Here is a 26,721-nt window from a genome sequence, read left to right on the forward strand (position 1 = left end):
TTTGAGTACAAAGCGGGTGGGGAGTCAGCACCGAGCCAGCACCGGATCGGGCTGAGGTTCCTGGACCCATCATCCATGATGCCTCCGCGTGACCACGAACCGGAGGCACATTCTTATGGCTTTCCCCAGAGCCGGGCGCCGCCGTCTGTGCTTTCGGACAGGTCGTGGGAGGCCTCCGACGGGTTCGCCCGTTCCCGCCGGAGGAGGTGTTCAGCGGGCCAGGCCCTCGAGGGAGGCGCGCATGGTCTCGCGCAGGCGGCCCATCTGTTCCTCGCTGTAGGTCCAGCCGTCGTACTCGTTCTGCAGCAGCAACCGGCCACCGAAGCTGGCGGCGCCGATCTTCGGCGGCATGCCGGGGGCGTTCGAGGTGCCGCCGAAGCGGATCAGGGACATTCCCTCCGGGACCGGGTGCGCCGGGATCCTCCCCACGTTGGATATCCCGTAGCTGACGACCGGCATGGGCACCGCCACGCCACGGGCACCGGCCCTGAGCGCGGTGAGCAGGAAGCGCTCGGGGTCGCGTCGGGACAGGGCGGCGGCGAACTGTTCGGCCACTTCCCGGCCGACGGTGTGGGGGTGGTCGTCGTGCGAGACGACCACGGGCGTCTGCAATCCGGTGATGCAGTTGAGCACGGTGCTCAGCGGCAACTCGGGCGTCAGGCGGGTGCGCAGGTCGACGCCGTGGCCGCAGACCATGGCCAGGGGTCCGGTCTCGGGTGCGAGCTGGGCACGGACGGCGGTGAGCACCAGGCCGGTGACGAGGCTGTTGACGGTGACGCCACGGGCGCGAGCGGCGTCGGCCACGGCGTCGGTGACCTCCGGTTCGAACTCCAGCCGGTCGACGACGAAGCGGCGCGCCGGTGCCGGACGGCCGGGGCGGCCCATGCCCTCGGTCGGCAGGGTCGCGGGCTTGAGGGTGTCGTCCGGTCCCTGTGCGAGGACGTCGACCAAGGCGTCGATCTCGTCGTCGGGAAACGCGCCGGCCAGCCGGGTGTCGATGGCCTCGGGCAGGTCGTCACGCCGCTCGGGCGCAGGGTTCGCGCCGGCCGCCAGCGCGGTGTAGTACTGCCAGAACTCGTCGAGCAGGGCGAAGGCGGAGCGGCCGTCGGCCACACCGTGGTGGACGGCGAGCACGACCTGGCTGCGCTCACCGTCGGTGAGCAGCCAGGCGTGCAGCATGCTCTCGGTCCAGTCGGGGCGGTGGTTGATCAGTTCGGCGAAGGGCTCGTCGATGCCGTCCCGCACGGTGAGCGGCGGCTGGACACGGTCGCGGACGCGCAACAGGAGCCCTTCGGCGCCGGCCACCACCCCGGACCGGAGCATCGGGTGACGTTCGGTCAGCAGACCGAGGGCGCGTGTCATCAGAGCCGGGTCCATGCGGCCGCGGACCAGGGACTCCACGTAGGCAGGCATGTCGTAGAGCGGGAGGCCGGCGGCTCGGAGATCGAAGAAGTAGGGGCTCTCGTAGGGGGATACGGGGCGCTGAATGATCATGACGTGCGAGGTCTCCAAAGTGCGCGGGGTTACCGTGTCGGCCGATCCGGGCCCGTGCCTGTGCGCGGTGCGGGGCCCGACTGACGCAGGGCGGCACCGAACCGGCCGGGGCCGGGCGGAGGGGCCGGAAGAGGGTGGGCGGCGCCGGGACGCAGGGCGTCCAGGAGCAGGGCGAGGTAGCGGCGCCAGGTGTCGGGGACGGCGGGGACGGCGCGACCGAGCGCGGTGAGCAGGAACAGCAGGTCCTCCACCCCGATGTCGGCCCGGACCGCCGCCTGTTGCTGAGCACGGCGCAACAGGACGTCGAGCGTGTGCCGGTGGCCCTCGTGGAGCGCTTCGAGGGTGGGCACGCCCTGAATGCCCGTGGTCATGAGGTCGTTGGCGCCGCGGTCGGCGGCAAGCAGCGTGAAGACGCGGTCCATATAGGCCGTGAGTCCGGCCCAGGGGTCGGGGTGGGCGCGCGCCTCCTCGGCGGCACGCAGGAGCGGGGTCAAGGAGTCCCGGAAGACTGCCTCGATCAGTTCGGCGCGGCTGGCGAAGTGGCGGTAGAGAGTGGCGTTGCCGACTCCGGCCCTGCGGGCGATCTCGTCCAGCGGGGCGTCGACACCGCGCTCGGCGCAGACCTCCCGGGCGGCGGTGATCAGCGTCTCCCGATTGCGCCGCGCGTCCTTGCGCAACGGTGTCCGTCGATCGTCGCTGATGGCCATGGGCGGCACCCTAACACCAACCGTGGACTACTGTCCGTTTCGTTGCTAGGGTCGCCGCCAGTGAACCGGGGGGCACTGTCCAGTTGTTGTTCCCCGGGCCGTTCGAAAGCAAGGGGGACTCCCATGTCCGTACAGCCTTTTGAGGACCTGTCAGCACTTGGCCAGGGCTTCGTCGACGACCCCTACCCGATCTACGAGCGGATGCGTGCGCAGGGTCCGGTGCACCGGGTGCGCTCCGAGGCGTCCGGCGAGTTCTGGATCGTCGTGGGGCACGAGGAGGCGCGCGCCGCGCTGACCGACCCGCGGTTGTCCAACGACATCCGGCACTCGGCGGGCTGGGAGGACGACGGAGGAAACGCCGTCGGCCTGAACATGGTGCAGACCGACCCGCCGCAGCACACCCGGCTGCGCAAGCTGGTCGCCAAGGAGTTCACCACCGGACGCATCGAGGCTCTGCGCCCACGGGTGCAGCAGATCGCGGACGAACTGGTGGACGCCATGCTGCCGTTGGGCCGGGCGGACCTGGTCGAGGCGTTCGCGCTGCAGTTGCCGCTCGCGGTGATCTGCGAGCTGCTCGGGGTGCCGGCGACCGACCGCAAGGCCTTCCACGACTGGTACTTGGAGAGCACCGACTTCACCCGGGCCGAGCGCGCCGCTGCCGCCGCGCAGGAGATGACCGGCTACCTCGCGGAGCTCGTCGCCACCAAGCGGCGCGAGCCCGGCGGGGATCTGCTGAGCGCCCTGGCCGCGACCATGGACGAGGAGGACGGACTCTCCACCGAGGAGATGCTGGGCATGGCCTTCCTGCTCCTGGTGGCCGGGTACGAGACGGCGGCCAACATGATTTCGAGCGGCACACTCACGCTGCTGCGCCACCCCGATCAGCTGGCGGCCCTGCGTGCCGACTGGTCGCTGCTGGAGAACGCGGTGGAGGAGATGCTGCGGTACGAGGGCCCGGTGGAGACCACGGCCTTCCGCTACACCAAGGAGCCGGTGGAGATCGGTGGCACGACCATCCCCCGCGGCGAGTCCGTGGCCGTCGTACTGGCCGCCGCCTCGCGCTCCCCCGAGCGGTTCGCCGAGCCCGACCACTTCGACATCCGCCGGGACGCCCGCGGCCACATGGCCTTCGGCTACGGCATCCACCACTGTCTGGGCGCGCCGCTGGCCCGCATGCAGGGCGCCATAGCCTTCCGCACCCTGCTCGAACGCTGCCCCGAGCTGGCCCTGGACGCCGAACCGGCCGACCTCACCTGGCGCCCCAGCATGATGCTGCGCGGGCTGCACGGGCTGCCGGTCACTTTCGGCTGACGGTCCGACCGTCAGCGGGCCCGGCCGGGCCCGCTGACGGCAGGTCCGGCGTCAGCGCGGTTCGGGCACCATCGGCAGCGGTCCGGCGGTCAGGCTCATCTGGGCGCGCGGCCGGACCGCGACGCCGGGGACAGGCCGCAGCCGCCAGCGGGAAGCGAGCGCGGCGAGCGCCAGAGTCGCCTCCGTCATCCCGAAGACGTCGCCGATGCACTTGCGGCTGCCGGCGCCGAACGGCAGGTACGAGCCGCGCGTCACGTCCTTGGCACGCTCGGGCAGCCACCGGTCCGGGTCGAAGTCCTCGGGGTCCGCGAACAGTCCGGGCATGCGGTGGATGACGTACGGGCTGATGAGGATGTCGGTTCCGGTGCGCAGCCGGTGCCCGCCCAGCTCGGTGTCCTCGGTGGTCATCCGGGTGTACATCCACGCCGGGGGGTACAGTCGCAGCGTTTCGGTGAAGACCCGCTGGGTGTAGGCGAGTTTCGGCACGTCGGCGTAGGTCGGCGTCCGGCCGGCCAGCACCTCGTCGACCTCCGCGTGCAGCCGCCGCTCCGCCTCGGGATGGGCCGCCAGCAGGTGCCAGGCCCAGGTCAGCGCACTGGCCGTGGTCTCCACTCCGGCAAGCAGCAGGGTGATGACCTGGTCGTGGACCTCCTGGTCCGACATCTGCCCGCCGTCCTCGTCGTCGCGGGCTGCCAGGAGCGCGGACAGCAGGTCGCCGCGGTCCTCGCCGGTCCGCCGGTAGTCGCCGACGATGCCGTCGATGAGCGCGTGCAGCCGGCCGAGGGCCGCGTCGAACTCACGGTTGGCCGCCAGCGGCAGCTTCGCCAGCAGCCCGGTGGGATCCACGGCCCTGCGGTACGCGCCCTCCACCATGACGGGCAGGCTGCGCTGGATCTCGGCGACCGAATGCGGCGCCATCTCGGTCGAGAACAGGGCGCGGGCGGTGATCCGGGCGGTCAGGCCCTGCATCGCGTCACTGATGTCGACCGGCTTCCCCGCCTCCCACGTGGCCGCGTGCGCCGCGCACTCCTCGCGCATGACCCCGGCGTACGTGGCGATGCGAGCGGGGTGGAAGGCCGGCTGCACCATCCGCCGCTGTCGGCGGTGGTCGGCCCAGTCGGAAGTGATCAGCCCGTTGCCCAGGATGGGGCGGGCTTTCTCCTTCACCGGCCCCCCGGTGTCGTAGACCCGCGCGTTCAGCAGCACTTTCTGCACCAGTTCCGGATGGCAGGGCAGGAACGCCTGCTTGGTGCCGATCCGCAGCTCGACCAGGTCCCCGAGGGCGGGCAGCGAGGTCAGGAACTCCAGCGGTCGGCGCCCCAGCAGCAACGCGTGGCCCACCAAGGGGAGCCGGCGGGGGGCCGCGGTCACCCGCCAGGTACGCGCGGACGTGTCGGAGGTGGTCTTCATTCGGATCGTCCTTCGGTGACGGGCACGGACTGGGCGGGCGGCTGTGCATGGAAGGGCGCAGTCAGCGCCGTTCGCAGATCATCGGCAACGGGCCGGCCTCCAGGGTGGCCTTCGGCTCCGGCCGGAGGGACGTCCCGGGCGCCGGGCGCAGCCGCCAGCGCGCGGCGACGGTCGCGACGATGAGGGCTGTCTCGGTGAGGGCCAGGACGTCACCGATGCACTTGTGGCTGCCCGCGCCGAAGGGCAGCAGCGCGCCGCGCGGCACCTCCCGGGCCCGTTCGCCCTCCCACCGTCCGGGGTCGAAGACCTCCGGGTCGGGGAAGAGCTCCGGGTTGTGGTGCAGGGCGTAGGCACTGTAGAGGATCATCGTCCCGGCGGGGATGTGCCGGCCGCCGAGTTCGGTGTCCTCCGCGGCCACCCGCATCGCCATCCAGGACGGCGGGTACAGACGCAGCGCCTCGGTGATGACGTTCCGCGTGTACGGCAGTGCCGGCAGGTCGTCGTAGACCGGGGTGCGGCCCCCGAGGGCCTCGTCCACCTCGGCGTGCACCCGTTTCTCGACCTCGGGCAGGGTGCCCATGAGATGGAAGACGAAGGCCAGGGTGGAGGCGGTGGTCTCGCTTCCGGCGACCAGGAAGGTGACGACCTGGTCCAGCACTTGGCGGTCGTCCAGCCGCTCCCCCGTCTCCGGGTGTTCGGCGCGCAGCAGGGTGGAGAGCAGATCGCCGTGGTCGGCGTCGGAGCGGCGCCGCCGGGCGATCATCTCCGCCACGATCTCCCGCAGCCGGGAGTTGGCGTGGTCGTAGGCGCGGTTTCCGGGTGTGGGCATCTTCTCCATGACCCCGAGAGGGGCCACGGTGCGCTTGTAGATGCCCTGTGAGACGGTCCGGAGGCAGTGCCGGGCCTCCTCGATCACCGTGTCGTCGAGCCCGGTGGAGAACAGGGTCCGTGCGGCGACGCGCATCAGCAGGGCGTGCATCGCGTCGCTGATGTCCCGGGTCTCCCCCGGACACCAGGCGTCGGTCACCGCACGGGTGTCATCGGCGACGGCGTTGGTGTACGCGGCGATCTTCGTGGTGTGGAAGGCCGGCTGGATGAGGCGTCGCTGGAATCGGTGCTCCTCGCCGCGGGAGACCGACAGGCTGTTTCCGAGCAGTTGCCGCGCCTTGTCGAAGACTCCTCCCTTGTCGAAGACGCGCGGGTTCAGCAGCACGTGCCGGACCAGTTCGGGGTGGGCGGCGAGGTAGGCGCGGCTGGGCCCGAGCCGGACCTCGACGAGATCGCCGTGGGCGGGCAGCGAGGCGATGAAGTCCAGCGGGCGGCGCCACAGGGGGAGCACGTGCCCGAGAAGGGGCAGCGCGCCGGGGGCGGCACCGGTCCGCCAGGACCGGTCCGCGGTAGCGGGTTTCGCGGTGGGCATGGGGCGGTCCCTTACTGGATGCGCGAGTTCACGTCGTTCACGGCCGCCTGATAGCGCCGGTCACGCGTGGTCCACACGAAGTTGCCGTGAATGAGATCCAGCAGGACGTCCCGGGTGGTGTCGTCGAAGGCGGCGATGCACTCCATGTCCTCGGACATGTCGCCCAGCCGGGCGTCGAAGAAGCGCCGGAACCCGGCCGCGTCCGTCACGTCGCACAGCCGGAAGCAGTTGGTGATCTGACCGAGCACGGCCTCCCGGTCGTACGAGTAGAAGTCGTTGACGATGGCCAGCCCACGCGCGGTCATGCGGGCGGCGAGACCCGTCTTGGCGTGCTCGGTGAGCTCTGGGTGGCGGTAGACGGGATAGGACATCTTCATCCAGAAGTCCACACCGACGTCGGTGACGCGGAACCGGAAGTACTGCTCGGGCGAGGTGGCGCAGAGCACCTTCTTGACCGGGGAGTCACGGAACATGTGGTCGCTGGTGACGAAGGCGCGGGCGCCTTCGTACGCGAACGCCGCGTCCTCCTCGCCGTAGTACCGGTCGCACACCGCCCGCACCTCGGGCAGGAAGAGGTCGAAGTCGTGCAGCGCGGGGTCCATGTCGTCCCACACGAAGGTGATGCAGTTGAGCACGCAGACGGCCTTGAAGGCCTCCATGTCCTTGATGTGCCGGGCGCTCTGGGACCACCGGACGACATCCATGTAGGAGATCCACCGCTTGTCGGAGACCGTCTTGCCCAGCGGCGCGACCGCGCGGTTGCAGGCGTCGATGACCTCGCGCAGCTCGGCGTCCGTCATCGGCACCTTCTGCGCCTCGTACCCGAGGTACCGGGAGAACAGCCCGGCGAAGCGGTCGGTGCACTCCTGCCAGTAGGGCGCCATGCCGGCCGGGACGGTCGCGGGGGCGGGTGCGGCGGGTGCGGTCAGGTCAGTGATCATGATGTCCTCCTCGTCGCCGTACGGGCGAGGTTCTCCAATGTGGCGGTCGCCTCGGGGGCGAACGGGGCGGTGTCCAGGGCACGCAACGCCTGCTGGTACCGGTCGTCGATCAAGCGCTCGACCGCCTCCCGGGCCCCGGTGGCGGCGAAGACGGCGCGGACTTCCTCGGCGCCCGCCTCCTCCAGGAAGGGATCACCGATCAGCGCACGCAGCCGGGCGGCCTGTGCCGCGTCGGACGCGCGCAGGGCGAGCGCGACGAGGGTGGTGTTCTTGCCCGCCCGCAGATCGTCCAGGCGCGACTTGCCGGTGTCCATGACGTCGCCGTACACGCCCAGCAGGTCGTCGCGGAGCTGGAACGCCTCGCCCAGCGGAACGGCGTAGGCGGTGCAGGCGGCCATGGCCTCGGGACCCGCGCCGGCCATGGCCGCGCCGATGTGCAAGGGCCGCTCGACGGTGTATTTGGCGGTCTTGTAGCGGTTGACCGTCATTGTGGCCTCGACATCGTCCGACAACTCGCCCGTGGCACACAGGTCCAGATACTGCCCGAGCATCACTTCCGTGCGCATCTCGGTAATCAGGGGCAGCAACGCCGCATATTGCACGGGAGTGAGCCCCGCTGTGTGCAGGAGTTCGTCCGCCCATGTGAAAGCGAGATCACCGAGCAATATCGCGGAGCTGCGCCCGAATTGCCCCGAGTGATCACTCCCGTGGATTCCGGAGAGTGCCCGGTGGATGGTGGGACGGCCGCGGCGGGTGTCGCTGTCGTCCATGATGTCGTCGTGAATGAGGGCGAACGCGTGGAACATCTCGAGCGAGGCGGCCACACGAACGATGGATCCATTGCCACGTTCTCCGCCGACGGCCCGCCATCCGGTCAGGGCCAGCAGCGGACGGATACGTTTCCCGCCGGACATGAATTCAGCGAACGCGCCCATAAGTTGGGCAGTTATGGGCTGTCCGGCAAACTCCGTCTTCCCCGCCAGGAAATCCTCGAGAACGGTGTCGACGGCCTTTCTCATCAGTCCCGCGTCGAGTACGTCGGGAGGCATCGTCTGCGTGCTCATATTGGTGTTTCGTCCCCCTGTGGGGCCCGCCACTTCGACTCCACACGCACGTCGGGGCGCACCACAGGGGCGGCGTTCGTGCAGGAGTCCGTGACCGGGCCGGATGATGTGCATGCCGTGGGCGAGTGCGGTGCGAGTGTCCTGCGAGCCGCTGTCCTGGCCGCGGAAATCAGGGCAGGAGATCCACGCGCAGCTCGCTGAGGCCACGGATGTTGACCTGGCGGCGCCAGGTCACGTCCTCGCGGCTCAGGGCGATGCCCCGGTATCTGCGGATCAACTCGGTGAATACCAGCCGCGCTTCGGTCTTCGCCAGCATGGCGCCGATGCAGTAGTGCGGGCCGCCGCCGAAGGACAGCGGGCGGATGTCGCGTCGGGACAGGTCCAGGCGGTCCGGGTCCGGGTAGCGCAGCGGGTCGCGGTTGGCGGCTCCGAGCAGGATCATCACCTTGGAGCCGGACGGAATGGTGGTGCCGGCGATGTCGATGTCACCTGTGGTGATACGCGCCACGAGCTGGATCGGCGCGTCGTACCGCAGCAGTTCGTCGATCCCGTCCCCGATGACGCCGGGGTCCTCGCGCAGCGCCCGCAACTGATCGGGGTGGCGCAGCAGACCGAGCATGCCGTTGCCGATGAGGTTGACGGTCGTCTCATGGCCACCCATGAAGAACATCATGACGTTGGCGATGATCTCGTCATCGGTGAGCTTCTCACCGTCGAACTCCGCCAGCAGCAGGCGGGAAAGGATGTCGTCCCGGGGATCGGCGCGCCGCCTGGCCAGGTGCTCGGCGATATAGGCGCCGAACTCCTCCGCCGCGTCGTTCATGGCGCGGCGGGTGATCCCGTCGATGGCCGGATCGATGACGTGCCCGAGCGCGTCGGTCCACTTCCGGCACAGGTCGCGGTCCTCCACCGGAAGGCCGCCGAGCCCGCAGAAGACCGTCACCGGCACCTGGGCGGCGAGCGAACCGATGAGATCGATGTCCGGGCCGCTGCCCATCTCATCCATGATCTGCCGGACGATGCCGGCCACGCGCGGCAGCAGCTCCTGGATCGCCCTGGCGGTGAAGAGCGGGTTGGCCAGACCGCGCAGTCTGCGGTGCGCCGCGCCGTCCCGCATGAGCATCCATCTGCGGGTGGCCTCGACGATCGGACTGTCCCAACCACCGCGCTGCTCCGCCCATTTGCGGTCCTGCGGGTACTCACTGGTCAACCGGGGACTGCGGATGAGCGATGCGACTTCCCGGTATCCGGAAATGACCCAGTGTCCGTAGGGCGTTCGATGGACCGGCTCGGCGTCGCGGAGCCGTTTGTAGAGCGGATAGGGATCGTCGCGCAGGCGTGGATCTCGCGCATCGAACATCGCGTGCATATGGAACAGAGCCCCCCAGTTCTCTGTAACTTACCTGCCGTTGTCCACCGAACAGCGGCATGGAAACCGGGGCGTCCACCGATACGGCCTTCGAACCCGGAGCCGCATAGTAGGCACACCGACCAACCCGGCAGCAAGGGTTTTGTGACCCACAAGTCAGTCGCGGCGGTGGACGTACGAGCAGGTGGGACGGGATCCGTCACGTCCTGGACAGACCTGTCAACTGCGTATTAGGTTCGAGCCGTTCGAGGAAAAACTGTTCAGTACACGGGGGTCAGAGTGCGGCGCACAGTTTTCGATGACGACCACGAGGCGTTCCGCTCCGTGCTGCGGGACTTCATCGCGGCCGAGGTCGCACCGGTCCATCAGGAATGGGAGACCGCGGGCCGCGTGCCGCGCGAGTTCTATCGCAAACTGGGCGAGCTCGGAATTTTCGGTTTCGGTGTACCGGAGGAGTTCGGGGGCGCCGGCGAGACGGGCTTCAAGTTCAACGCCGTCATAAGCGAGGAGTGCGCCAGGGCCGGAGTCACCTTCGGCGGTGCCGGCGCCCATATGGCACTCCCGGCCACGTTTGTGAAGTACACCACCGAGGAGCAGAAGAAGCGCTGGCTCCCGGCTTTCGTCACGGGCGAGTTGATGACGGCCATCGCGATCACCGAGCCGGGCGCCGGCTCCGACGTCGCCGGCATACGGACCGCAGCCGTGCTGTCCGAGGACGGCACGCACTACGTGCTCAACGGCGTGAAGTCGTTCGTCTCCGGCGGCGCCCAGGCCGACTTGGTGCTCGTCGCCTGCCGCACCTCCGGAGAGGGCCAGGACGACCGGCGCGGTGGCATGTCGCTGCTCGCCGTGGAAGCCCGGGCCGAGGGCGTCGCGATCACCGCCGAGCCGGTCACGCTCGGCCTGCGCTCCTCCGACATCGTCGAGATGACGTTCACCGACGTGCGGGTCCCGGTCACCGATGTGGTGGGCGGGCTCGGCAACGCCTTCACCTGCCTGGCGGACATCTTCCCGCAGGAGCGCCTGGGTATCGCCGTCGGCGCGTACGCCCACGCCGCCGCCGCGGTGCGCTTCGCCACCGAGTACGTCCGGGAGCGCACGGTCTTCGGCAAGCCGGTCGCCGCCTTCCAGAACACCAAGTTCGTGCTGGCCGACTGCAAGGCGGAGGTCGACGCCCTGCAAGCGGTCGCCGACCGGGCGCTGGAGGCGTTCGACGCCGGGGAGCTCAGCGCCGACGAGGCCGCCTCCGCCAAGCTCTACTGCGGTGACACCGCGGCCCGCGTCATCGACAAGTGCCTCCAGCTGCACGGCGGCTACGGCTTCATGATGGAGTACCCCATCGCCCGGCTGTATGCCGACAACCGCGCCAGCCGGATCTTCGGCGGCACCAGCGAGATCATGCGGAGCATCGTCGCCAAGTCGATGGGGCTCTGACCGCGCCCGCGAGCTGCGGCGGCCGGGTACGGATTCCTCGGGTCGCTCACGCCCCCAGGCTCTTGAGGCGCGCCACCGCCTCCTCCAGCACGGCGATCCGCTTGCAGAACGCGAAGCGGACGAAGGGGGCGCCCTCGGCGCGGTTGTCGTAGAAGACGGCGTTGGGGACGGCGACCACGCCCGCGCGCTCGGGGAGGCCGAGGCAGAAGGCGAGGCCGTCGCTCTCGCCCAGGGGGCGGATGTCGGTGGTGATGAAGTACGTGCCCGCCGGGCGGTGCACGGTGAAGCCCGCGTCCGCGAGCCCGGCCGCCAGCAGGTCGCGCTTGGCCCGCATGTCGGCGCGGAAGTCCTCGAAGTAGCTGTCGGGCAGCCGCAGGGCCTCCGCGATCGCGTACTGGAACGGGCCGGACGAGACGTACGTCAGGAACTGCTTGGCCGAGCGGACCGCGGTGACCAGGGCCGCCGGTGCCGTCACCCAGCCGACCTTCCAGCCGGTGAAGGAGAAGGTCTTGCCCGCCGAGCCGATGGTGACGGTGCGCTCGCGCATGCCGGGCAGGGAGGCGAGCGGGATGTGCTCCGCGCCGTCGAAGACGAGGTGTTCGTAGACCTCGTCGGAGATGACGAGGAGGTCGTGCTCGACCGCGAGGGCGGCCACGGCGGTCAGCTCCTCGCGGGTGAGCACCGTGCCGGTCGGATTGTGCGGGGTGTTGATCAGGAGCACCCGGGTGCGGGGGGTGACCGCGTCGCGCAGCTCGTCGAGGTCCAGCCGAAAGGCCCCGTCGCGGGGGCGCAGCGTCACGGGGACCCGCTTGCCGCCGGCCATGGCGATGCAGGCCGCGTACGAGTCGTAGTACGGCTCCAGCGCTATCACCCCGTCGCCGGGCTCGACCAGCGCGAGCAGCGCGGCGGCGATCGCCTCGGTCGCGCCCGCGGTGACCAGGACCTCGGTGTCGGGGTCGTACGAGAGCGCGTAGCGGTGCGCCTGGTGGTCGGCGACGGCGAGGCGCAGCTCGGGGATGCCGGGGGCGAGCGGGTACTGGTTGCCGCGGCCGTCGCGCAGGGCGCGGACGGCCGCCTCGCGGATCTCCTCGGGGCCGTCGGTGTCCGGGAAGCCCTGGCCGAGGTTGATCGCACCGGTCCGGGCCGCCAGGGCGGACATCTCCGCGAAGATGGTGGTGCCGAACTCCGCCAGGCGGCTGTTGACGGGCTTTCGGGTCATGCGTGTTCTCCCTCGACGGAACCGGACGTACGGGCACGGCACTTCTCGCAGCATTCTCACAGCCGGGTGACGCGAGAGCACGTCTGAGGGGGTGTCAGCTGCCGCCGGGAGCGGGCCGGTCGTGGCGGAGGGCGGCGAAAAGGGCCCCGCCCAAAGGCGAGGCCCTGTGTGTGCGCCGGGTGCCGACGGTGGTTCAGCTGCCGTCCGGGTCCGCCCGGTCCAGCGCCGGGCGCGGGCCCGGGCCGGTCTCCAGCAGCAGATAGTCGGCGGCGGCGGTGTCGGTGACCAGGCTGGTGACCAGGCCGGACCGCAGCACCGCGCCGATCGCGGCGGCCTTGCGCAGGCCACCGGCGATCGCGACGACCTCCGGTATGCGGCGCAGCCGGTCCGCCTCGACGGTGATGCAGCGCTCGCCCAGGTCGCGGCCGATGCGCCGGCCGTCGGCGTCGAAGAGGTGCGCGGACATCTCGGCCGCGGCGCCGAGCGAGGCGTAGTGCGCGCGCTCCTCCTCGCCGAGCATGTCGTAGACGGTCGAGATGCCGGGCGCCCAGGAGCCGATGGACACGGCGGCCACCGTGACCTTGTCGAAGTAGTCGAAGGCCCGCGCGATGCCGGTCTGGCCGCGCAGGGCAGCGGCGGTCGCGGAGTCGGGCAGCAGCATCGGCGCGTAGATCGGGTGCGCCTCGCCGCCGGAGACCTGGGCCGCGCGGCGCACGGCCTCCACCGAGCCGCGCTCGGCGGTGCCCGCGTCGTAGACGCCGGTGAGCTGCACGACCGTGCACGGCGGCAGCCGGTGCAGGGCCGCGGCCATGTGGATGGTGGAACGGCCCCAGGCGAGGCCGAGGACGTCGCCCTCGTGCACCAGCTCGCCGAGCAGGTCCGCCGCCACCTCGCCGAGGTTCTCGGGGTCGGGCGCGTCGTCGGCCGCGTCGGCCGGGGACTCGACGACCACGGCGTGCCGCAGGCCGTAGCGGGCGCGCAGCGCGTCGGAGCGCTCCGCGTCCAGCTCGGCGGGCACCCGGATCTCGATCCGCACCAGATCCCGCTCCAGAGCGGTCTCCAGCACGCGGGCCACCTTGAAGCGGCTCACGCCGAACTCCTCGGCGATCTGGATCTTCGACTTGCCCTCGAGGTAGAAGCGGCGGGCCATGGCCGCCGCCTGCACCAGCTCGGCGGGCCCCATCGGCGTGGCTGAACGGCCCGTCGACACCGCGGTCTCCTCACTACTGTGTTCAAGCTGTGGACTCGACCGTCATCCTGTCAGAAACGGCGGTCCTTTGATCAGGCCCTGCGCCGCGCCGTGGTTTTTCGGGCGCGTGCGGGTCCGGGTCAGTGCGCGCAGGCCCAGGGCGCGGCCGCGGTGGCCTGCTCCGCCTGTGCCCTCAGCGAGCGTACGGCGGCGGCCGGGTCCTGCGCACCGTAGACGGCGGAGCCGGCCACGAAGACGTCCGCCCCGGCCTCCGCGCAGCGCTCGATCGTCTGCGCCGAGACCCCGCCGTCGACCTGGAGCCACAGCTCCAGACCGTGCCGCTGGATCAGCTCGCGGGTGCGGCGGATCTTGGGGAGCATGATGTCCAGGAAGGCCTGGCCGCCGAAGCCGGGCTCCACGGTCATGATCAGCAGCATGTCGAGCTCGGGCAGCAGGTCCTCGTACGGCTCGATGGGCGTCGCGGGCTTGAGCGCCATCGAAGCGCGGGCGCCCTTGGCCCGGATCTCCCGCGCCAGCCGCACGGGCGCCGCGGCGGCCTCCGCGTGGAAGGTCACCGACCCCGCGCCCGCCTCGACGTACTGCGGGGCCCAGCGGTCCGGGTCCTCGATCATCAGGTGGCAGTCGAGGGGGGTGTGCGTGGCCCTGCTGAGCGATTCGACGACCGGCACCCCGAGCGTGAGGTTGGGGACGAAGTGGTTGTCCATGACATCGACATGGAGCCAGTCGGCGCCCTCGACCGCCTTCGCCTCCTCGGCGAGGCGGGCGAAATCGGCGGAGAGGATGCTGGGGTTGATCTGGGCCATTTCCAAACTCTCTGTACGGGGCCACCTGGACTCGCTGCGCCCCACGATCCCGCCCACGGCGGGGCCGCTGAACAGGGGCTGTCCCTTGCAAGACTAGGCCCTACGGGTGCAGCGGCCGCAGGTGGGAGGCCGCCGAGCCGTGCTGGGATTGCCCTGATCTCATCCCTCCAGGATGCCCCAGAGGCCCGTCAGGCGGCCAGGAAGGCGTCCCCCTTCGCCCCGGTCACGAACGACCGCCACGCACTCACAGAGAAGCTCAGGGCGGGCCCATGGGGGTCCTTGCTGTCACGGACCGGGACGACGCCGGACGACGCTGCGAGGTTGCGGGCGAACTCGATGCAGTCGCCGCCGGTTCCGCCGCTGTAGCTCGACTTCTCCCATATCGCGCGGGAGAGGTCCGGGATGGTGCTCATGGGTGGTGATCTCCTTGAGGATGTCGCGGATCAAGGCTTGTGACTGCCACGGCGGCAGTGCATCAGCGCGAAGCCGGTTGTAGACGTCCTGGGCCTCCGCGACGGCAGACGCCGAGTCATCCACCCGTGCGTGGTGCCTGATCTCCTCGTAGAGAACGGTTGGTCCGTCGTCCCTCGGTGTCAGCAGCACGAAAGGCAGGTGAGCGACGGGGGTGCGATCGTTGGGAAGCACCTGAATCGTGACGGTGGGTCGCTCGCTCTCCCCTAGCAGGTAGTCAAGCTGTTCCCCCATCGTCTCCCGGCTGCCGACGATCATACGTAGCGTGGCCTCATGGAAGACGACCCACAGACGCGGGGGGTCGGCACGCTCTATCACGCCATGCCGAGCAAGCCGTGATTCCACGCGGGCCTTGATCTCCCTAGCGCTCTCCCGGGGGTACGCCGCCCGAAAGACCGCTTCCGCATAGGCGGGCGTTTGCAACATGCCCTTGATGAACGTGTTTGAGTAATCCTCGATCGCGACGGCTTGGCGCTCCAGCTTGACGTACGGCACGAACCATTCAGGGTGTCCCGCATCGCTGATCCTGCGGTGCAGTCGGAGGAAGTAGCCCGACGTGCGGAAGAACTGATCGCACCTTTCGGCGAAGAGTTCACTCCCCAAGGTGTGCCCATTCTCGATCTTGGACACGTAGGGCACCTTGTAGCCCGTCGCCTCGGCTAGCTCCGGCTGCTTCACACCCGCGTGTTCCCGGGCACACGACACCTCCTGGCCGTAGAACGCCGGGCCGTCTTGCGCCTCCTCGCTCACGTGCAACCTCCGGACTTTCCATCGTCGTTTGGAAACATCAAAGCACTGTTCAGGGCGCTGTCGACTCGCAACTCTGGTGACCCTACAAGGGAGTTGCCCGCCCGACCGGAGCGGGACACACGGAGGATCGAACAAATGACTGCGACTCATGCTTGGGGGACGGGCTACCGCTTCGGCGTACTGGTGGCCGATCGGGAGAGCGGAGCCCTGGGGGTGACCAAATCCCTGGACGGCCGGACGTACACGATCAAGGGCGTACCCGGGGGCAAGGAGTGGACGGCGGACATGTCCCGCTTGCGTCTCGCGACGACTGAAGAGCGGGCCACGCTCGGGCTCAGCCCCCGGAGCATGGACTGATGCCTGGGCGGAGATCCACACGCATGGATGAGCAGCATCCTGCCGACGGCGAGCGGACTCGTCCCGCCTTTGTGGTCGCGTCGGACGGGTCGGCCGATCCGCCCGCGCCCCCCAAGGGTGATGTGACGGCGGACGCACTGACCCCCGCCTACAGCCCGGCGGTCTACGACACTCAGGAATTCCGCGATCAGTTCGCCCAGGTCGTCATCGCCCGGTTGCGCGGATGGCAGGAGGACATGGACGAGCTGCGCGCGCTGGTCGACGCCGCTGCGCGCCTTGAGGCGTTCCGCCTGCCGCACCAGCACGGCACCCCCTAGACCGCCTGCCCCTCTGCCGGATGCCCCTCCCCCCGAGGGGGTTGCTTCCCTTTCCCCCGGCACAGGGGCGGGCACCAAACGCCCGTCCGGCCGTCCTCGCGGCTGAGCGGCCGGACGGGTTCCAGCACCACCCGACGAGCGGAGGTTAGGCAATGCCTGAGAACTGCACGACATGCGGGGGACTGGGAAAGATCATCATCATCGACGACGAGGGCAAGACACATGACGTGAACTGCCTGAGCTGCAACGGATCGGGGGAGAAGCAAGGGTGATGACCATCAACGGAGCACGCACCGCCAACAGTTGGCGGTACCGTGCCAGTTGATGCACCCGCCCATCGAAGGGGCAAAGGATGAGCGACAACGCTCCGAACGAGGAGTCGAAAGAGCCCGTCGAGTGGACGGACCCCAATCAGGCCCACGTGGTCGAGCACTTTCATAAGGAAGTAGCCGAAGCGGTTCGGCAGCGTCGGCGCGGATGCTCGAACTGCGGTGGCCTCGGAAAGATCATCATGGTGGTAGCAGGGGAACCGAAGAGCTACCCGTGCGCATGTGGCGCTGCGTCCTAGCGCCGCACCGGCCCCGCTCGCACATTCCTCCCCCGAGGCGTGCGGGCGGGGCTCTGCGCTCTGCTACGCCCTACTCGCCTAGGTGCCGGTACAGAGTCGCCCTGGAAACTCCGAGGGCCTTGGCAATGGCCGTGACGCTCTCCCCCTTTGCGTGCCGGGCGCGGGCCACGGCAAGCTTGTCGTCATCGACGACGGTCGGCCGCCCGCCGTGGTTGCCCTTGCGGGCCGCAGTCTCCAGTCCCTCCAGTGTCTTCTCCCGTATGCCTTCCCGCTCCACCTCAGCGGAGACGGCGAGTACGGCGAACACGATGGCCCCGGCCCCGTTCGGGTCGTAGACGCCCTGGAGCGGGCCGGACAGAAGCTCCAGTTGGATGCCGTCCGCCTGGAGGGTGGACGACAGCGTCATGAGCTCAGCAGCGCTTCGGGCAAGGCGCTTCATCTCCACCACGGTCAAGATGACCGGCTGGCCGGGGGCGGCAGTCCTGATCTCCCGGGCAAGCGTGAGTGCCTTGTCCAGCTCGGGACGTTCCTTCACCCGGGTGCTGATCTTCTCTGAGAACACTCGGGTGCAGTCGGCGCGGGCCAACAGATCGAGTTGGCTCTGAAGCTCCTGGCCGACTGTGGAGCAGCGTGCGTAGCCAAGACGTATCGCTGCTCCCCGCACGGGCTCAGAGGCCGGGAGGGAGCCTTCTGTGGCCGTCCAGGGCTTGCCGGGGCTGCGGTCGGCCGGGGTCTTCACAGTCAGCTCCGCTTTGAGCGCGGGCACCAGGGTGAAGCGGCCCGTGTGGTAGCTGGCAGCCACCTTGCCCGCAGCAGTACGGCAGGGACTTCCTGCGGGCGCCTGGCACTTCGGGCAGTCGTGCCGCTCAACCTTGTCGGCCGGGGTCATCGTCGTCATGATCAGAACGTCTCATAAACGTGTCTCTAAAGCTAGGGGCTGGACTGATGTTTTGAGACGAGTTTCGAGACGTCGAAGCAGGGGTGAAACGGGCATGGCCCAGTGCCCGCCCATGCGTCTCACTAACGATGGTTTCTGAGACGCTCGGGCTTGCTCACGCTGCGCCATGGGCACTGCCCGCCGATGCCGACTGCCCGCCTGGACGGTCACACCCACCCGGGGGTAATACCCGCACCGGCCCCGCCAGGACCCACCGGGGGTGCCTTCCTCGAACCCTGTACGGGTTTCAGGATTCCCGAGGAGCAGCCTCAGGAATCGAACCCTCTCCCTTATTTTCCGCAGCCATTACCGCACCGAGCCCCTGCGAGGGTTCCGATTCACCTCATGAGAATTTTCACTGGCCCCTGCCTTGAAAGCAGGGGTAATGTATGCCCAATCCAGTCGGAACCGACACCTGAGGCGAGCATTCCAACCGTGTACGTATCTGAATTCTTGCTGTGACATTCCGCTCGCCCGGGACCAGAGACAGGAGGGCTCAAGATAGAGGAGCACATTTGGCGGCGCGCATTGCTGCGCTCCGACACGCCAAGAGAAGCAAAGCTAGTCGGAGTAACCATGTCGCTCTACGGAGACTATGAGACAGGAACCAATATCTATCCATCGAATAGCCTGATAGCCCAGCACCTGGGCTACGGCGGTAAGACGCCGGAGCAAAGGGTCAATCGGTTGGTGAGCAAGCTACGGGAAGCAGGGTGGCTCACCAAGACAGGGAAGGTCCCTGACGGGCCCGTCATCTACCGGCTGAGCATCCCCGAAGAGGGTATGTCTCAGACGACATACAACATATCTAGCTCTTCTAGCTCTACTAGGGGGCCTTCAGCCCCCGCTAGTGTAGATAGCTCTGATATTGATAGCTCTAATAAGGCGGGCCCCAAGCCCGCCATTAGTAGGTATAAAGCCAAGAAGAGCCTTAGTAGCCTAGGTTCTGACTACGTCAGTATTATGCCTAATAACTATGACTATGGGGCCGTCGTTGAACGGCCCCAGCAACAAGAAGAAGCGCCGTTCTAACGGCGCATTGAACGCGCGCACGCGCGGGAGTGGCGCCCAGGGCGCAAGGGAGCCCAAGAGTTCCTTCGGTCCCTGGACTGTCCACACTCCACCACAGGGCCACCGAAAGGCCCTGTGCGCCTCTCAGGCGCCCGAGCGCCCATCGGTCACAAGAGAAAGGCTATCTCACGCCTGCTAGGGCCCCGGAGGGCCCATGCAAGCCCTTAGAGCGCCCAGGCCCCCGAAAGGGACTAGCCGGAGGCGCAGGGACGCAGAGACCCCCGGACCTAGGGAAGAACCTAGGCCGGGGGCCATCGCCAGGGAGGCTGTGGAGTTGCCGTAGGGGCGTGAAGCTGTCGGCAAGGAAGATCCCGGAAGAGACTTCTCTCAGATCGCCTTAAGCCGCCTTCGCAACCGCTCTACGCCCTGCTGCGACGTATGCAGCAACTTTGGCCTCCTCCGCCCGCATCTCCGCCACAGAGGCTTGACTAGTGGCCGTCGCCAATTCCGGCCACCCAGGCTCAACCATGCCAGCAGAAACGTCCCGGACGCGCTTCTCCAAATCATCTCCGACATAAATCACGATGTTCGGGATTTTGTGTGACCCTCCCAGGTGAATCCGGAATCCGGATTTCCGAAGGAACTCCCCCTTATCCATCAGATCTTCTTTAGCGTCCCACTGTTCGCGATAGGTCACACCCGTCGGGATTTCCGAGTAGCCAGAAGGGATCACGGGTTCAGCCTCTAGCTTCGCGATGCTGACCGCGTGCTCTTCCATGCTCGCAGTCAATGCGCTGATGACTGCCGGGGATTTAGCCATAGCAATTGACTGAGTCAGATTCTCAAGAGCTGTCTTCAACTCTGCTATCTCCGAGCCGTGATCGACACCCGAAACAAAGGTTCGCTCGATAACCTCAAGATCCCCCACATATTCCAGGAAAATTGAGGCAATCCATTCGTCCGTAAGCTTCACCGGCCAAGACTTCGAAAGCTGGCAGGCTTTAGCCGTGTACGTGCCGCTGCGGTCACGGCACACGTAGTATTGGTACTCCTGCTTACCGCTATTCTGATTCCGGGTGTTATGGCGGTACATTGGCGCACCACATTTACAGAACAGAACCCCGATCCACGGGGTTACTGCCTTCTGCGATGTACGCCCATTCCCTTTCCGCTTCTCCAACACGGTTTGCAGCTTGTCGAACTCCGCACGTGTCAGGATCGGATCTGCCCACACAACGGGCAGGCCGTTGGTCTGCTTGCGTACCTCACCTTTATGTATCGCATAACCAAGGATTGCCGGATTGGTTAGCACGCCACGGAGGGAAGTAGTTGTCCACTTGATGCCACGTACCTCAGTCCTCGACTGAGAACGCCCCGCCTTCTTGTTCACATGCCTCTGATGGTCACTAGGGGAATGCGCCCCCGCAGCGTTCCAGTCATTGGCAATCGACCGCAAGGACTCACTCTTGTTGACCAAGCGGTCATAGGCTTCACGAACCCTGACGGATGAGACGGGGTCGAGAACCAGCTTCTCCCGCATCGCGCTGTTATGCTCAATCAGCGTGGTGCGGTATCCGTATGGCCATTTTCCCCCCGGCCATAGATTCTGCGAACGGTAGTAGTTGGTCTGGTTGAGCTTCTTCACCTGGACAGCCTTTCGGTATTTAGCTGCACCCGATGCCTTGAAACCGGCAATAGTCCGACCGTCTTCCGTCGTCAGGTCCAACGACGGATCGTCAAGAACAATGACCGTTTTCTTGTGCTCCAGTACCCAAGCGACGAACAGCCACCAGTGAATGTCGTCACGGGTTATTCGATCCTGGGTCGTCACCATCAGTGCTTCCCACTCGTTCACGAGTGGTTCCTTCAGCCACTTACCGAGAGACTTCCGCTTATCCAGGTTGACCGCACCAGAAACGCAGGAGTCTTCTACCCATTCAACGATGTCATGGCCGCCTTCGCGGCACGCTTCCTCCAGTTCGATGCCCTGTCGCTCCAGCGCCGACGACTCTTCGGTGTCGCGGCTGATGCGCTTGATCGGCAGTACCCGCATAGTGGTTGGTCCTCCCCCTTCAAGTGGGCATGTGCCCAGGTGGGACCGTACACACAAGGTTGGGAAGAGTGCAGAATCAACGGGTTGATCTGCGCGGCCATGCGTTTAGCTTGCCATGCCGTGGCCGGTGTTCCGATCCGGGTGCTGCTTCCCGCTTCCCGGGGGCCGTCAGGCCGTGCGGCGCAGCAGCGCCAGATACATCGCGTCCGTGCCGTGCAGGTGGGGCCACAGCTGGACGTCCGGGCCCTCGCCCAGCGCCGGGACCTGCTGCATCAGGGGCCGTGCGTCGATCCACTCCGCGGCCACACCCTGCCGCTTGAGGACGTCCTCCACGACCGCCCGCGTCTCCGCGGGGTGCGGCGAGCACGTCGCGTAGCCGACGACGCCGCCGACGCGTACCGCCCGCAACGCCTCCCGCAGCAGGTCGCGCTGGAGCGGTGCGAAGCCCGCGAGGTCCTCTGGGCGGCGGCGCCAGCGCGCCTCGGGACGGCGCCGCAGGGCGCCGAGCCCGGTGCAGGGCACGTCGACGAGGACACGGTCGAAGGTCCCCTCCCGCCACGGCGGGCGCGTGCCGTCGGCGGCGATGACCTGGTACGGGCCGGGGTTGCCGGCCAGCGCCCGCTCGACGAGCCGGGCGCGGTGCGGCTGCTTCTCGGAGGCCAGCAGCGCGGCACCGCGCTGCGCGGCGAGCGCGCCGAGCATGGCGGCCTTGCCGCCGGGGCCCGCGCAGCCGTCCAGCCAGCGGCCGTCGGGGCCCTCCAGCGGAGCGTTCGCGAGGGCGAGGGCGACCAGCTGGCTGCCCTCGTCCTGGACGCCCGCCCGCCCCTCGCGCACGGCGTCCAGCGCGCCGGGCTCGCCGCCCTCGGCGAGCCGCACCGCGTAGGGCGACCAGCGGCCGGGCAGCGCCGACTCCTCGCCGGCCGCGGCCAGCAGCTCCTCGGTGGTGGCGCGCCCCGGGCGGGCGACGAGGGTGACCTCGGGCCGCTCGTTGTCGGCGTCGAGGAGGTCCTCGATACCGGCGCGGCCGCCGCCGAGCGCGTCCCACAGCGCGGAGACGATCCACCGCGGGTGCGAGTGGACGACGGAGAGGTGCTCCTCGGGGTCGTCCTCGTAGGGCGGGGCGACCTTCTCCAGCCAGCCGTCGAGGTCGTGGGCGGTGATCCGGCGCAGGACCGCGTTGACGAACTTCGCCCGGCCGTCACCGAGCACGACCCGCGCCAGCTCGACGCTGGCCGACACCGCCGCGTGCGGCGGGATGCGGGTGCCGAGCAACTGGTGCGCGCCCAGGCTCAGTACGTCCAGCACGGGCGGGTCGACCTCGCGCAGCGGCCGGTCGACGCAGGCGGCGATGATCGCGTCGTACGTCCCCTGGCGGCGCAGCGTCCCGTAGACCAGCTCGGTGGCGAGCGCGGCGTCGCGCGCGTCGAAGCCGCCCTGCTCCTTGCCCTTCTCGCGGGCCTTGCGCAGCAGCGGCGGCAGCACGAGGTTCGCGTACGCGTCCCGCTCGTCCACGGCCCGCAGCGCCTCGAAGGCGAGGATCCGCACCGGGTCCTTCTTGGGCCGGCGATGCGGTCTTGCGGGGCGACGAGGGGCCTGATCGTTCACGAAAGGTGCTCCGGGTGCTGAGGTACGGAAAACCCACCTTACGCGCCCCGTAAGGGGCGCGAGGAACCGCACGACCAGCCGCGAACGGCCCGCAGCCGCACACCGGCCCCACGAGGCACGCCCGTGGGCGCGACCGCCGCGGCAGCGGTCAGCCGAGCCGCTCGCCCTCGGAGATCCGGACGCCGCGCGCCCAATCCGCGGCGGCCATCGGCTTCTTGCCCTGCGGCTGCACCCAGAGCAGCTCCACCACGTGCGAACCCGTCCCCACGTGCACGGAGTTCTTCGCGGCCGCGATCTCCCCGGGCGCGAGGCCGTCGCGGCCGGGCGCGGGCGAGACCGCCATCACCTTCAGCCGCTCGCCGCGGAAGACCGTCCACGCGCCCGGCGCGGGCGCGCAGCCGCGCACCACGCGGTCGACCCGCAGCGCGGGCGCGGACCAGTCCAGCCGGGCGTCCTCGACCTGGATCTTCGGGGCGAGGGTGATGCCCTCCGCGGGCTGCGGCACTGCCTTGAGGGTGCCGTCCTCGATGCCGTCCATGGTGGCGGTGAGCAGCCCGGCGCCCGCGAAGGCGAGTCGGGTCAGCAGGTCGCCACTGGTGTCGGTGGGCCGGACCTCCTCGGTGAGCACGCCGAAGACGGGCCCGGAGTCCAGCCCCTCCTCGATCAGGAAGGTCGAGGCCCCGGTGACCTCGTCGCCCGCGAGGACCGCGTGCTGGACGGGGGCGGCGCCGCGCCACGCGGGCAGCAGCGAGAAGTGGAGGTTGACCCAGCCGTGCGCCGGGATCTCCAGCGCGGCCTTGGGCAGCAGGGCGCCGTAGGCGACGACCGGGCAGCAGTCGGGGGCGATCTCCCGCAGCCGGGCGAGGAAGTCCGGATCGCGCGGCCGGGCGGGCTTGAGCACCTCGATGCCCGCTTCCTCGGCGCGCTCGGCGACGGGGCTGGCGACCAGTCGGCGGCCGCGCCCGGCGGGGGCGTCGGGCCGGGTGACGACGGCGACGACCTCATGGCGGCCGGAGGCGATCAGGGCGTCGAGGGCGGGGACGGCGACCTCGGGGGTACCGGCGAAGACGAGCCTCATGGGTGGCGAACTACCTCTCCTCGAGCGCCGAACGGAACAGCCCACCAGTCTAGGCGCCCGGGGATCAGGGGGCGTACGGGCCGTCCCGCGCCCCATTCCGGAGGATGTGCGCCCCCATACCGTGACCCGGCGGGCCGTGGCGCGTTGTGGTCAAGAGAGATTGACCTGAACGGGCCGCTGCCGCGGCCCGCTTGCGTTGGATGTCAACTCTCGTCCTTTTTTAGTCCTTTTACCCCGCCGGTCCGAGAGGCTTCTTCATGGCCGACCACGCAACCCACGACGCCCAGGCACGGGCCAGCCTGCATCTTCTGGTCCGGGACATCGAGCGGGTCCGCAGGCAGGTGGACGCCCTGCGCACCCTCACCGCCCAGCTGGGCAATGTCTACCGCCCGCGGCGCACCGGCCCGTCCGCCGGTTTCGTCGTCTACGGGCGGGCACCCGCACCGACCGTCCGGCTGGCCCAGGAGCTGCGGGACAGCGTCGAGACGCTGGTGACGGCGGCGGTGGACTTCGACCGCTCGCTGGGCTTCTCGTGGGACGCGGTGGGTTCGGCGCTGGGCGTCACCAAGCAGGCGGTGCACCGGCGCTACGGAGCGCGCCGCTCCACCGGGCAGGCCGGCACCGAGGGCGCGGAGGCGGTCCGTACGGCCGAGCCGTCCGCAGTGCCGGTCGTGCCCGCCGCCCGCGCGGTGCCGGGCCAGCCCTCCGTCGCGCGCGACGAGCCGAGGCCACCGGCCTTCCCGGGCCCGCGCAACGGCTGACGCGCGTCGGCCGCCGCGCAACGCCCGCCGCCGTGCTACGCCCGAGCGCGCGTCGTCGGCCCGGAGCCGCCGTCCGCCTGGACGCACGGGACGTCAGCCGATGTCCGGCGGGTCGATCCGCAGCCGCACCGGCTCGCCGTCGCGGCGCGCCAGCCGGGCCGCCCGGCCCCTCTTGAGCGCCGCCGCCAGCTCGCCGCCCTGCCCCGGGCGGACCCGAACCAGCGCGCGCTCCCAGTGCTCCCCCGGCGGTGGGTCACCCGCGCGGCGCGGGCGGCCCGGCAGGGTCACGGGCAGCGGCACCGGGCCGAGGACCTCCGCCCCCGCGGGCAGCTCCGCCGACGCGATCAGATCCACGACGGCTTCCGGGGGCCCGGCCACCGACGCCATCCGGGACACGGGCGGGAAGCCCAGCTCCGCGCGGTCCGCGAGCTCGCGGACCGCGTGCCCGGCGGGGTCCCAGCGGACCAGCGCCTGCACGGGCCGCAGGGTGGGCTCGGCGACGACGACCACCGTGCCGCCCGCGTCCTGCCCGCGCACCAGCGCGGCCGCGCCCAGCCAGCGGCGCAGCGCCTCCTCGCCCGCACGCAGGTCGGGACGGCCGAGCATCGCCCAGCCGTCCAGCAGCAGGGCCGCCGCGTAGCCGCCCTCGGCGACCGGCTCGGCGCCGGGCGTGGAGACGATCAGGGCGGGCCGGTCGGGGACGGTGTCGAGCACGTGGTCGCGCCCCGAGGTGCGTACGGGCACGGCCGGGAAGGCCCGGCCCAGCTCCTCGGCGGTCCGCCCCGCGCCCACGACCATGGCGCGCAGCCGCGTGCCCCCGCACTCGGCGCAGTGCCAGTCCGGGGCCTGCCGGGCGCACCAGCCGCAGTGCAGTCCGCCGTCGCCGCCGCGGGCCTCCAGCGGGCCCGCGCAGTGCGCGCAGCGCGCGGGCTCCCGGCAGCGCTCGCAGGCCAGCCGCGGCACATACCCGCGGCGCGGCACCTGGACGAGCACCGGGCCGTGCTTGAGGCCCTCCCGCGCGGTCTGCCAGGCGAGCGAGGGCAGCCGGGCGGCGCGCGCGGCCTCGTCCCGCGCCTGCTCGGCGTCGCCGACCGTACGGATCAGCGGCGCCGCCGCCCGGACCTGCTCGCGGGCGGCCGTCAGCGGCAGCGCCCAGCCGGTGTCCACCAGCTGGGCCGCCTCGACCGTGCAGCCGAAGCCGCCGAGCAGGAACGCCGCCTTCTCGTGGGCCGCACGCAGCAGCAGCACCTCGCGCGCGTGCGGCTGCGGTGCGTGCTGCTCGCTGTGGCTGGAGTCGCCGTCGTCCCAGATGGCCGCGAGGCCCAGGTCGCGCACCGGCGCGAACATCGCGGCCCGGGTGCCGACCACGGCCCGCACGGAACCCCGGCTGACCGCCAGCCAGCGGCGGTAGCGCTCCTCCGGGCCGGTCTCGGCGGTCAGCAGCACATGGCGGCCCTCGCCGAGCAGCGCGGTCAGGGCCGCGTCGACGCGGGCGGCGCAGCGGCCGTCCGGCACGACGATCAGCGCGCCCCGGCCCGAGGACAGCGCGGCGGCCGCGGCGCGCGCCAGCTCGTCCGGCCACTGCGGGCCGGGCAGCGCCGTCCACACCGCGCGCGGTGAGTCACCGCGGGCCACGGCGGCGAGATAGGCGGGCCCGGTGGCATAGCGCGACCAGCTGCCCGGCTCCGGAGCGGTCGGCGGCGGCAGCGGCTCGGGGGACGCGGCGGCCTCCGCGCGGGCCCTGCGCGGAGGCACGGCCAGCTGCACGACGTCCGCGAGGGTGCCGGCATAGCGGTCGGCGACCGCGCGGCAGAGCTTCAGCAGCTCCGGCCCGAGCACCGGCTCCGGGGACAGCACCTGGGCGAGGGGGGCCAGCGGGCCGCGGTACTCGCTCTCGGCGAGGCGCTCGACGATGAACCCGTTGTGCAGCTCGCCGCCCTCGCGCCGCCCCTTGGCGACCCGGGCCCCGAACCGCACCCGCACCCGCACCCCGGGGCGCGCCTCGGCGTCCATCGCCGCGGGCACGGCGTAGTCGAAATACTGGTCGAGGTGGACGAGCCCCTTGTCGACGAGCACCCGCGCCACCGGGAACTCCTCGGCCAGCGCCGCCCCCCGCCACGTCCGCGGCTTGGCCCGCGGCACCTTGGCCTGCCGCACGGTCTCCCGGATCAGCGCAAGCTGCTCCCCGCCCTGCGGCTCCCCCGCCCCCTTGTCGCTGCTCACAGCTCAAGTCTTAGCAGACCGCACTGACAACGCGGCCCCGCGTACGACAGCGGCCCGGCCACCCCGCTTCAGGGGTGTCCGGGCCGCTGTCGTACGTGCCTGGTGCGGGACCTACAGGCCCGCTGCCTTCTTCAGGGCGTCCACGCGGTCCGTGCGCTCCCAGGTGAAGTCCGGGAGCTCGCGGCCGAAGTGGCCGTAGGCGGCGGTC

The 26,721-nt window shown here is 69.9% G+C and carries 22 protein-coding genes; 5 read left to right on the forward strand and 17 right to left on the reverse strand.

From position 1 onward, the window contains the following. Positions 1-210: 210 nt before the first annotated feature. Together ABD269_RS30700 and ABD269_RS30705 are read right to left on the reverse strand one after the other, a co-directional pair. Positions 211-1,494, reverse strand: a complete 1,284-nt coding sequence (locus tag ABD269_RS30700) for a phthiocerol/phthiodiolone dimycocerosyl transferase family protein (protein ID WP_344123216.1) — start codon at positions 1,492-1,494, stop codon at positions 211-213. 29 nt (positions 1,495-1,523) lie between these two features. Continuing rightward, positions 1,524-2,201 (reverse strand): TetR/AcrR family transcriptional regulator, encoded by a 678-nt coding sequence (locus ABD269_RS30705; protein WP_344123218.1) that lies wholly within the window; start codon positions 2,199-2,201, stop codon positions 1,524-1,526. A gap of 123 nt (positions 2,202-2,324) precedes the next feature. Here ABD269_RS30705 and ABD269_RS30710 point away from each other — a divergent pair, with 123 nt between their 5' ends. After that, positions 2,325-3,512: a cytochrome P450 family protein gene (locus tag ABD269_RS30710; protein ID WP_344123220.1), complete on the forward strand. Its 1,188-nt coding sequence runs from the start codon at positions 2,325-2,327 to the stop codon at positions 3,510-3,512. Positions 3,513-3,563: 51 nt separating this feature from the next. Here the strand turns inward: ABD269_RS30710 and ABD269_RS30715 are convergent, their stop codons facing one another. The 5 genes from ABD269_RS30715 to ABD269_RS30735 all read right to left on the reverse strand — a co-directional run bounded on the left by ABD269_RS30715 (position 3,564) and on the right by ABD269_RS30735 (position 9,557). Then, positions 3,564-4,922, reverse strand: coding sequence for a cytochrome P450 (locus ABD269_RS30715; protein WP_344123222.1), 1,359 nt, complete (start codon positions 4,920-4,922; stop codon positions 3,564-3,566). 61 nt (positions 4,923-4,983) lie between these two features. Beyond that, positions 4,984-6,342 carry a cytochrome P450 gene (locus ABD269_RS30720; RefSeq protein ID WP_344123224.1) on the reverse strand — a complete coding sequence of 453 codons (1,359 nt, stop codon included), beginning with the start codon at positions 6,340-6,342 and terminating at the stop codon, positions 4,984-4,986. 11 nt (positions 6,343-6,353) lie between these two features. Beyond that, positions 6,354-7,283 carry a hypothetical protein gene (locus ABD269_RS30725; RefSeq protein ID WP_344123226.1) on the reverse strand — a complete coding sequence of 310 codons (930 nt, stop codon included), beginning with the start codon at positions 7,281-7,283 and terminating at the stop codon, positions 6,354-6,356. Next, positions 7,280-8,461 carry a polyprenyl synthetase family protein gene (locus ABD269_RS30730; RefSeq protein WP_344123261.1) on the reverse strand — a complete coding sequence of 394 codons (1,182 nt, stop codon included), beginning with the start codon at positions 8,459-8,461 and terminating at the stop codon, positions 7,280-7,282. The genes ABD269_RS30725 and ABD269_RS30730 overlap by 4 nt, the downstream gene beginning before the upstream one ends. A gap of 55 nt (positions 8,462-8,516) precedes the next feature. Further along, positions 8,517-9,557 (reverse strand): cytochrome P450, encoded by a 1,041-nt coding sequence (locus tag ABD269_RS30735; protein ID WP_344123228.1) that lies wholly within the window; start codon positions 9,555-9,557, stop codon positions 8,517-8,519. Between the two features lie 438 nt (positions 9,558-9,995). Here ABD269_RS30735 and ABD269_RS30740 point away from each other — a divergent pair, with 438 nt between their 5' ends. Next, positions 9,996-11,150, forward strand: coding sequence for an acyl-CoA dehydrogenase family protein (locus ABD269_RS30740; protein WP_344123230.1), 1,155 nt, complete (start codon positions 9,996-9,998; stop codon positions 11,148-11,150). A 46-nt stretch (positions 11,151-11,196) separates the two neighbouring features. Here ABD269_RS30740 and ABD269_RS30745 read toward each other — a convergent pair whose 3' ends face one another. The 5 genes from ABD269_RS30745 to ABD269_RS30765 form a co-directional block, all read right to left on the reverse strand. Further along, on the reverse strand, positions 11,197-12,369 hold the full coding sequence (locus tag ABD269_RS30745) for a pyridoxal phosphate-dependent aminotransferase (protein WP_344123232.1): 1,173 nt from the start codon (positions 12,367-12,369) through the stop codon (positions 11,197-11,199). A gap of 193 nt (positions 12,370-12,562) precedes the next feature. After that, positions 12,563-13,552: a sugar-binding transcriptional regulator gene (locus tag ABD269_RS30750; RefSeq protein WP_205519335.1), complete on the reverse strand. Its 990-nt coding sequence runs from the start codon at positions 13,550-13,552 to the stop codon at positions 12,563-12,565. Between the two features lie 146 nt (positions 13,553-13,698). Next, positions 13,699-14,382: a ribulose-phosphate 3-epimerase gene (rpe, locus tag ABD269_RS30755; protein ID WP_344123234.1), complete on the reverse strand. Its 684-nt coding sequence runs from the start codon at positions 14,380-14,382 to the stop codon at positions 13,699-13,701. A gap of 188 nt (positions 14,383-14,570) precedes the next feature. After that, positions 14,571-14,720 carry a DUF397 domain-containing protein gene (locus ABD269_RS30760; protein ID WP_425573016.1) on the reverse strand — a complete coding sequence of 50 codons (150 nt, stop codon included), beginning with the start codon at positions 14,718-14,720 and terminating at the stop codon, positions 14,571-14,573. Next, positions 14,668-15,603 (reverse strand): helix-turn-helix domain-containing protein, encoded by a 936-nt coding sequence (locus ABD269_RS30765; protein ID WP_425573014.1) that lies wholly within the window; start codon positions 15,601-15,603, stop codon positions 14,668-14,670. Before ABD269_RS30765 ends, ABD269_RS30760 begins: the two co-directional genes overlap by 53 nt. Before the next feature lie 135 nt (positions 15,604-15,738). Here ABD269_RS30765 and ABD269_RS30770 point away from each other — a divergent pair, with 135 nt between their 5' ends. Together ABD269_RS30770 and ABD269_RS30775 are read left to right on the forward strand one after the other, a co-directional pair. Further along, positions 15,739-15,960: a hypothetical protein gene (locus ABD269_RS30770; protein WP_344123237.1), complete on the forward strand. Its 222-nt coding sequence runs from the start codon at positions 15,739-15,741 to the stop codon at positions 15,958-15,960. A gap of 23 nt (positions 15,961-15,983) precedes the next feature. Continuing rightward, on the forward strand, positions 15,984-16,277 hold the full coding sequence (locus ABD269_RS30775) for a hypothetical protein (protein WP_344123239.1): 294 nt from the start codon (positions 15,984-15,986) through the stop codon (positions 16,275-16,277). 638 nt (positions 16,278-16,915) lie between these two features. Here ABD269_RS30775 and ABD269_RS30780 read toward each other — a convergent pair. From ABD269_RS30780 to fmt, 4 genes are all read right to left on the reverse strand, one after another. After that, a complete protein-coding gene (locus tag ABD269_RS30780; protein ID WP_344123241.1) occupies positions 16,916-17,743 on the reverse strand; it encodes a recombinase family protein in 828 nt (275 codons plus the stop codon). Positions 17,744-19,190: 1,447 nt separating this feature from the next. Then, entirely contained in the window at positions 19,191-20,846 is a 1,656-nt protein-coding gene (locus tag ABD269_RS30785) for a recombinase family protein (protein WP_344123243.1), read from the reverse strand. Positions 20,847-21,014: 168 nt separating this feature from the next. Further along, a complete protein-coding gene (locus ABD269_RS30790) occupies positions 21,015-22,451 on the reverse strand; it encodes an RsmB/NOP family class I SAM-dependent RNA methyltransferase (RefSeq protein WP_344123245.1) in 1,437 nt (478 codons plus the stop codon). Between the two features lie 148 nt (positions 22,452-22,599). Further along, positions 22,600-23,529 (reverse strand): methionyl-tRNA formyltransferase, encoded by a 930-nt coding sequence (gene fmt / locus ABD269_RS30795; protein ID WP_344123247.1) that lies wholly within the window; start codon positions 23,527-23,529, stop codon positions 22,600-22,602. A 257-nt stretch (positions 23,530-23,786) separates the two neighbouring features. Here fmt and ABD269_RS30800 point away from each other — a divergent pair, with 257 nt between their 5' ends. Next, entirely contained in the window at positions 23,787-24,290 is a 504-nt protein-coding gene (locus ABD269_RS30800) for a hypothetical protein (protein WP_301889029.1), read from the forward strand. 93 nt (positions 24,291-24,383) lie between these two features. Here the strand turns inward: ABD269_RS30800 and ABD269_RS30805 are convergent, their stop codons facing one another. Further along, the gene (locus tag ABD269_RS30805) at positions 24,384-26,513 is read right to left on the reverse strand and encodes a primosomal protein N' (RefSeq protein ID WP_344123250.1); all 2,130 of its coding nucleotides are present in this window, start codon (positions 26,511-26,513) and stop codon (positions 24,384-24,386) included. Positions 26,514-26,721 lie beyond the last annotated feature (208 nt).

The organism is Streptomyces blastmyceticus (assembly GCF_039521185.1).
GTDB lineage: Bacteria > Actinomycetota > Actinomycetes > Streptomycetales > Streptomycetaceae > Streptomyces > Streptomyces blastmyceticus.

What these genes read in the sequence shown, in the direction of transcription:
- ABD269_RS30700 (WP_344123216.1), bottom strand. Translation starts at nt 1,494, where the DNA reads ATGATCATTCAGCGCCCCGTATCCCCCTACGAGAGCCCCTACTTCTTC.
- ABD269_RS30705 (WP_344123218.1), bottom strand. Translation starts at nt 2,201, where the DNA reads ATGGCCATCAGCGACGATCGACGGACACCGTTGCGCAAGGACGCGCGG.
- ABD269_RS30710 (WP_344123220.1), top strand. Translation starts at nt 2,325, where the DNA reads ATGTCCGTACAGCCTTTTGAGGACCTGTCAGCACTTGGCCAGGGCTTC.
- ABD269_RS30715 (WP_344123222.1), bottom strand. Translation starts at nt 4,922, where the DNA reads ATGAAGACCACCTCCGACACGTCCGCGCGTACCTGGCGGGTGACCGCG.
- ABD269_RS30720 (WP_344123224.1), bottom strand. Translation starts at nt 6,342, where the DNA reads ATGCCCACCGCGAAACCCGCTACCGCGGACCGGTCCTGGCGGACCGGT.
- ABD269_RS30725 (WP_344123226.1), bottom strand. Translation starts at nt 7,283, where the DNA reads ATGATCACTGACCTGACCGCACCCGCCGCACCCGCCCCCGCGACCGTC.
- ABD269_RS30730 (WP_344123261.1), bottom strand. Translation starts at nt 8,461, where the DNA reads ATGCACATCATCCGGCCCGGTCACGGACTCCTGCACGAACGCCGCCCC.
- ABD269_RS30745 (WP_344123232.1), bottom strand. Translation starts at nt 12,369, where the DNA reads ATGACCCGAAAGCCCGTCAACAGCCGCCTGGCGGAGTTCGGCACCACC.
- ABD269_RS30750 (WP_205519335.1), bottom strand. Translation starts at nt 13,552, where the DNA reads ATGGGGCCCGCCGAGCTGGTGCAGGCGGCGGCCATGGCCCGCCGCTTC.
- rpe (WP_344123234.1), bottom strand. Translation starts at nt 14,382, where the DNA reads ATGGCCCAGATCAACCCCAGCATCCTCTCCGCCGATTTCGCCCGCCTC.
- ABD269_RS30770 (WP_344123237.1), top strand. Translation starts at nt 15,739, where the DNA reads ATGACTGCGACTCATGCTTGGGGGACGGGCTACCGCTTCGGCGTACTG.
- ABD269_RS30775 (WP_344123239.1), top strand. Translation starts at nt 15,984, where the DNA reads ATGGATGAGCAGCATCCTGCCGACGGCGAGCGGACTCGTCCCGCCTTT.
- ABD269_RS30780 (WP_344123241.1), bottom strand. Translation starts at nt 17,743, where the DNA reads ATGACGACGATGACCCCGGCCGACAAGGTTGAGCGGCACGACTGCCCG.
- ABD269_RS30785 (WP_344123243.1), bottom strand. Translation starts at nt 20,846, where the DNA reads ATGCGGGTACTGCCGATCAAGCGCATCAGCCGCGACACCGAAGAGTCG.
- fmt (WP_344123247.1), bottom strand. Translation starts at nt 23,529, where the DNA reads ATGAGGCTCGTCTTCGCCGGTACCCCCGAGGTCGCCGTCCCCGCCCTC.
- ABD269_RS30800 (WP_301889029.1), top strand. Translation starts at nt 23,787, where the DNA reads ATGGCCGACCACGCAACCCACGACGCCCAGGCACGGGCCAGCCTGCAT.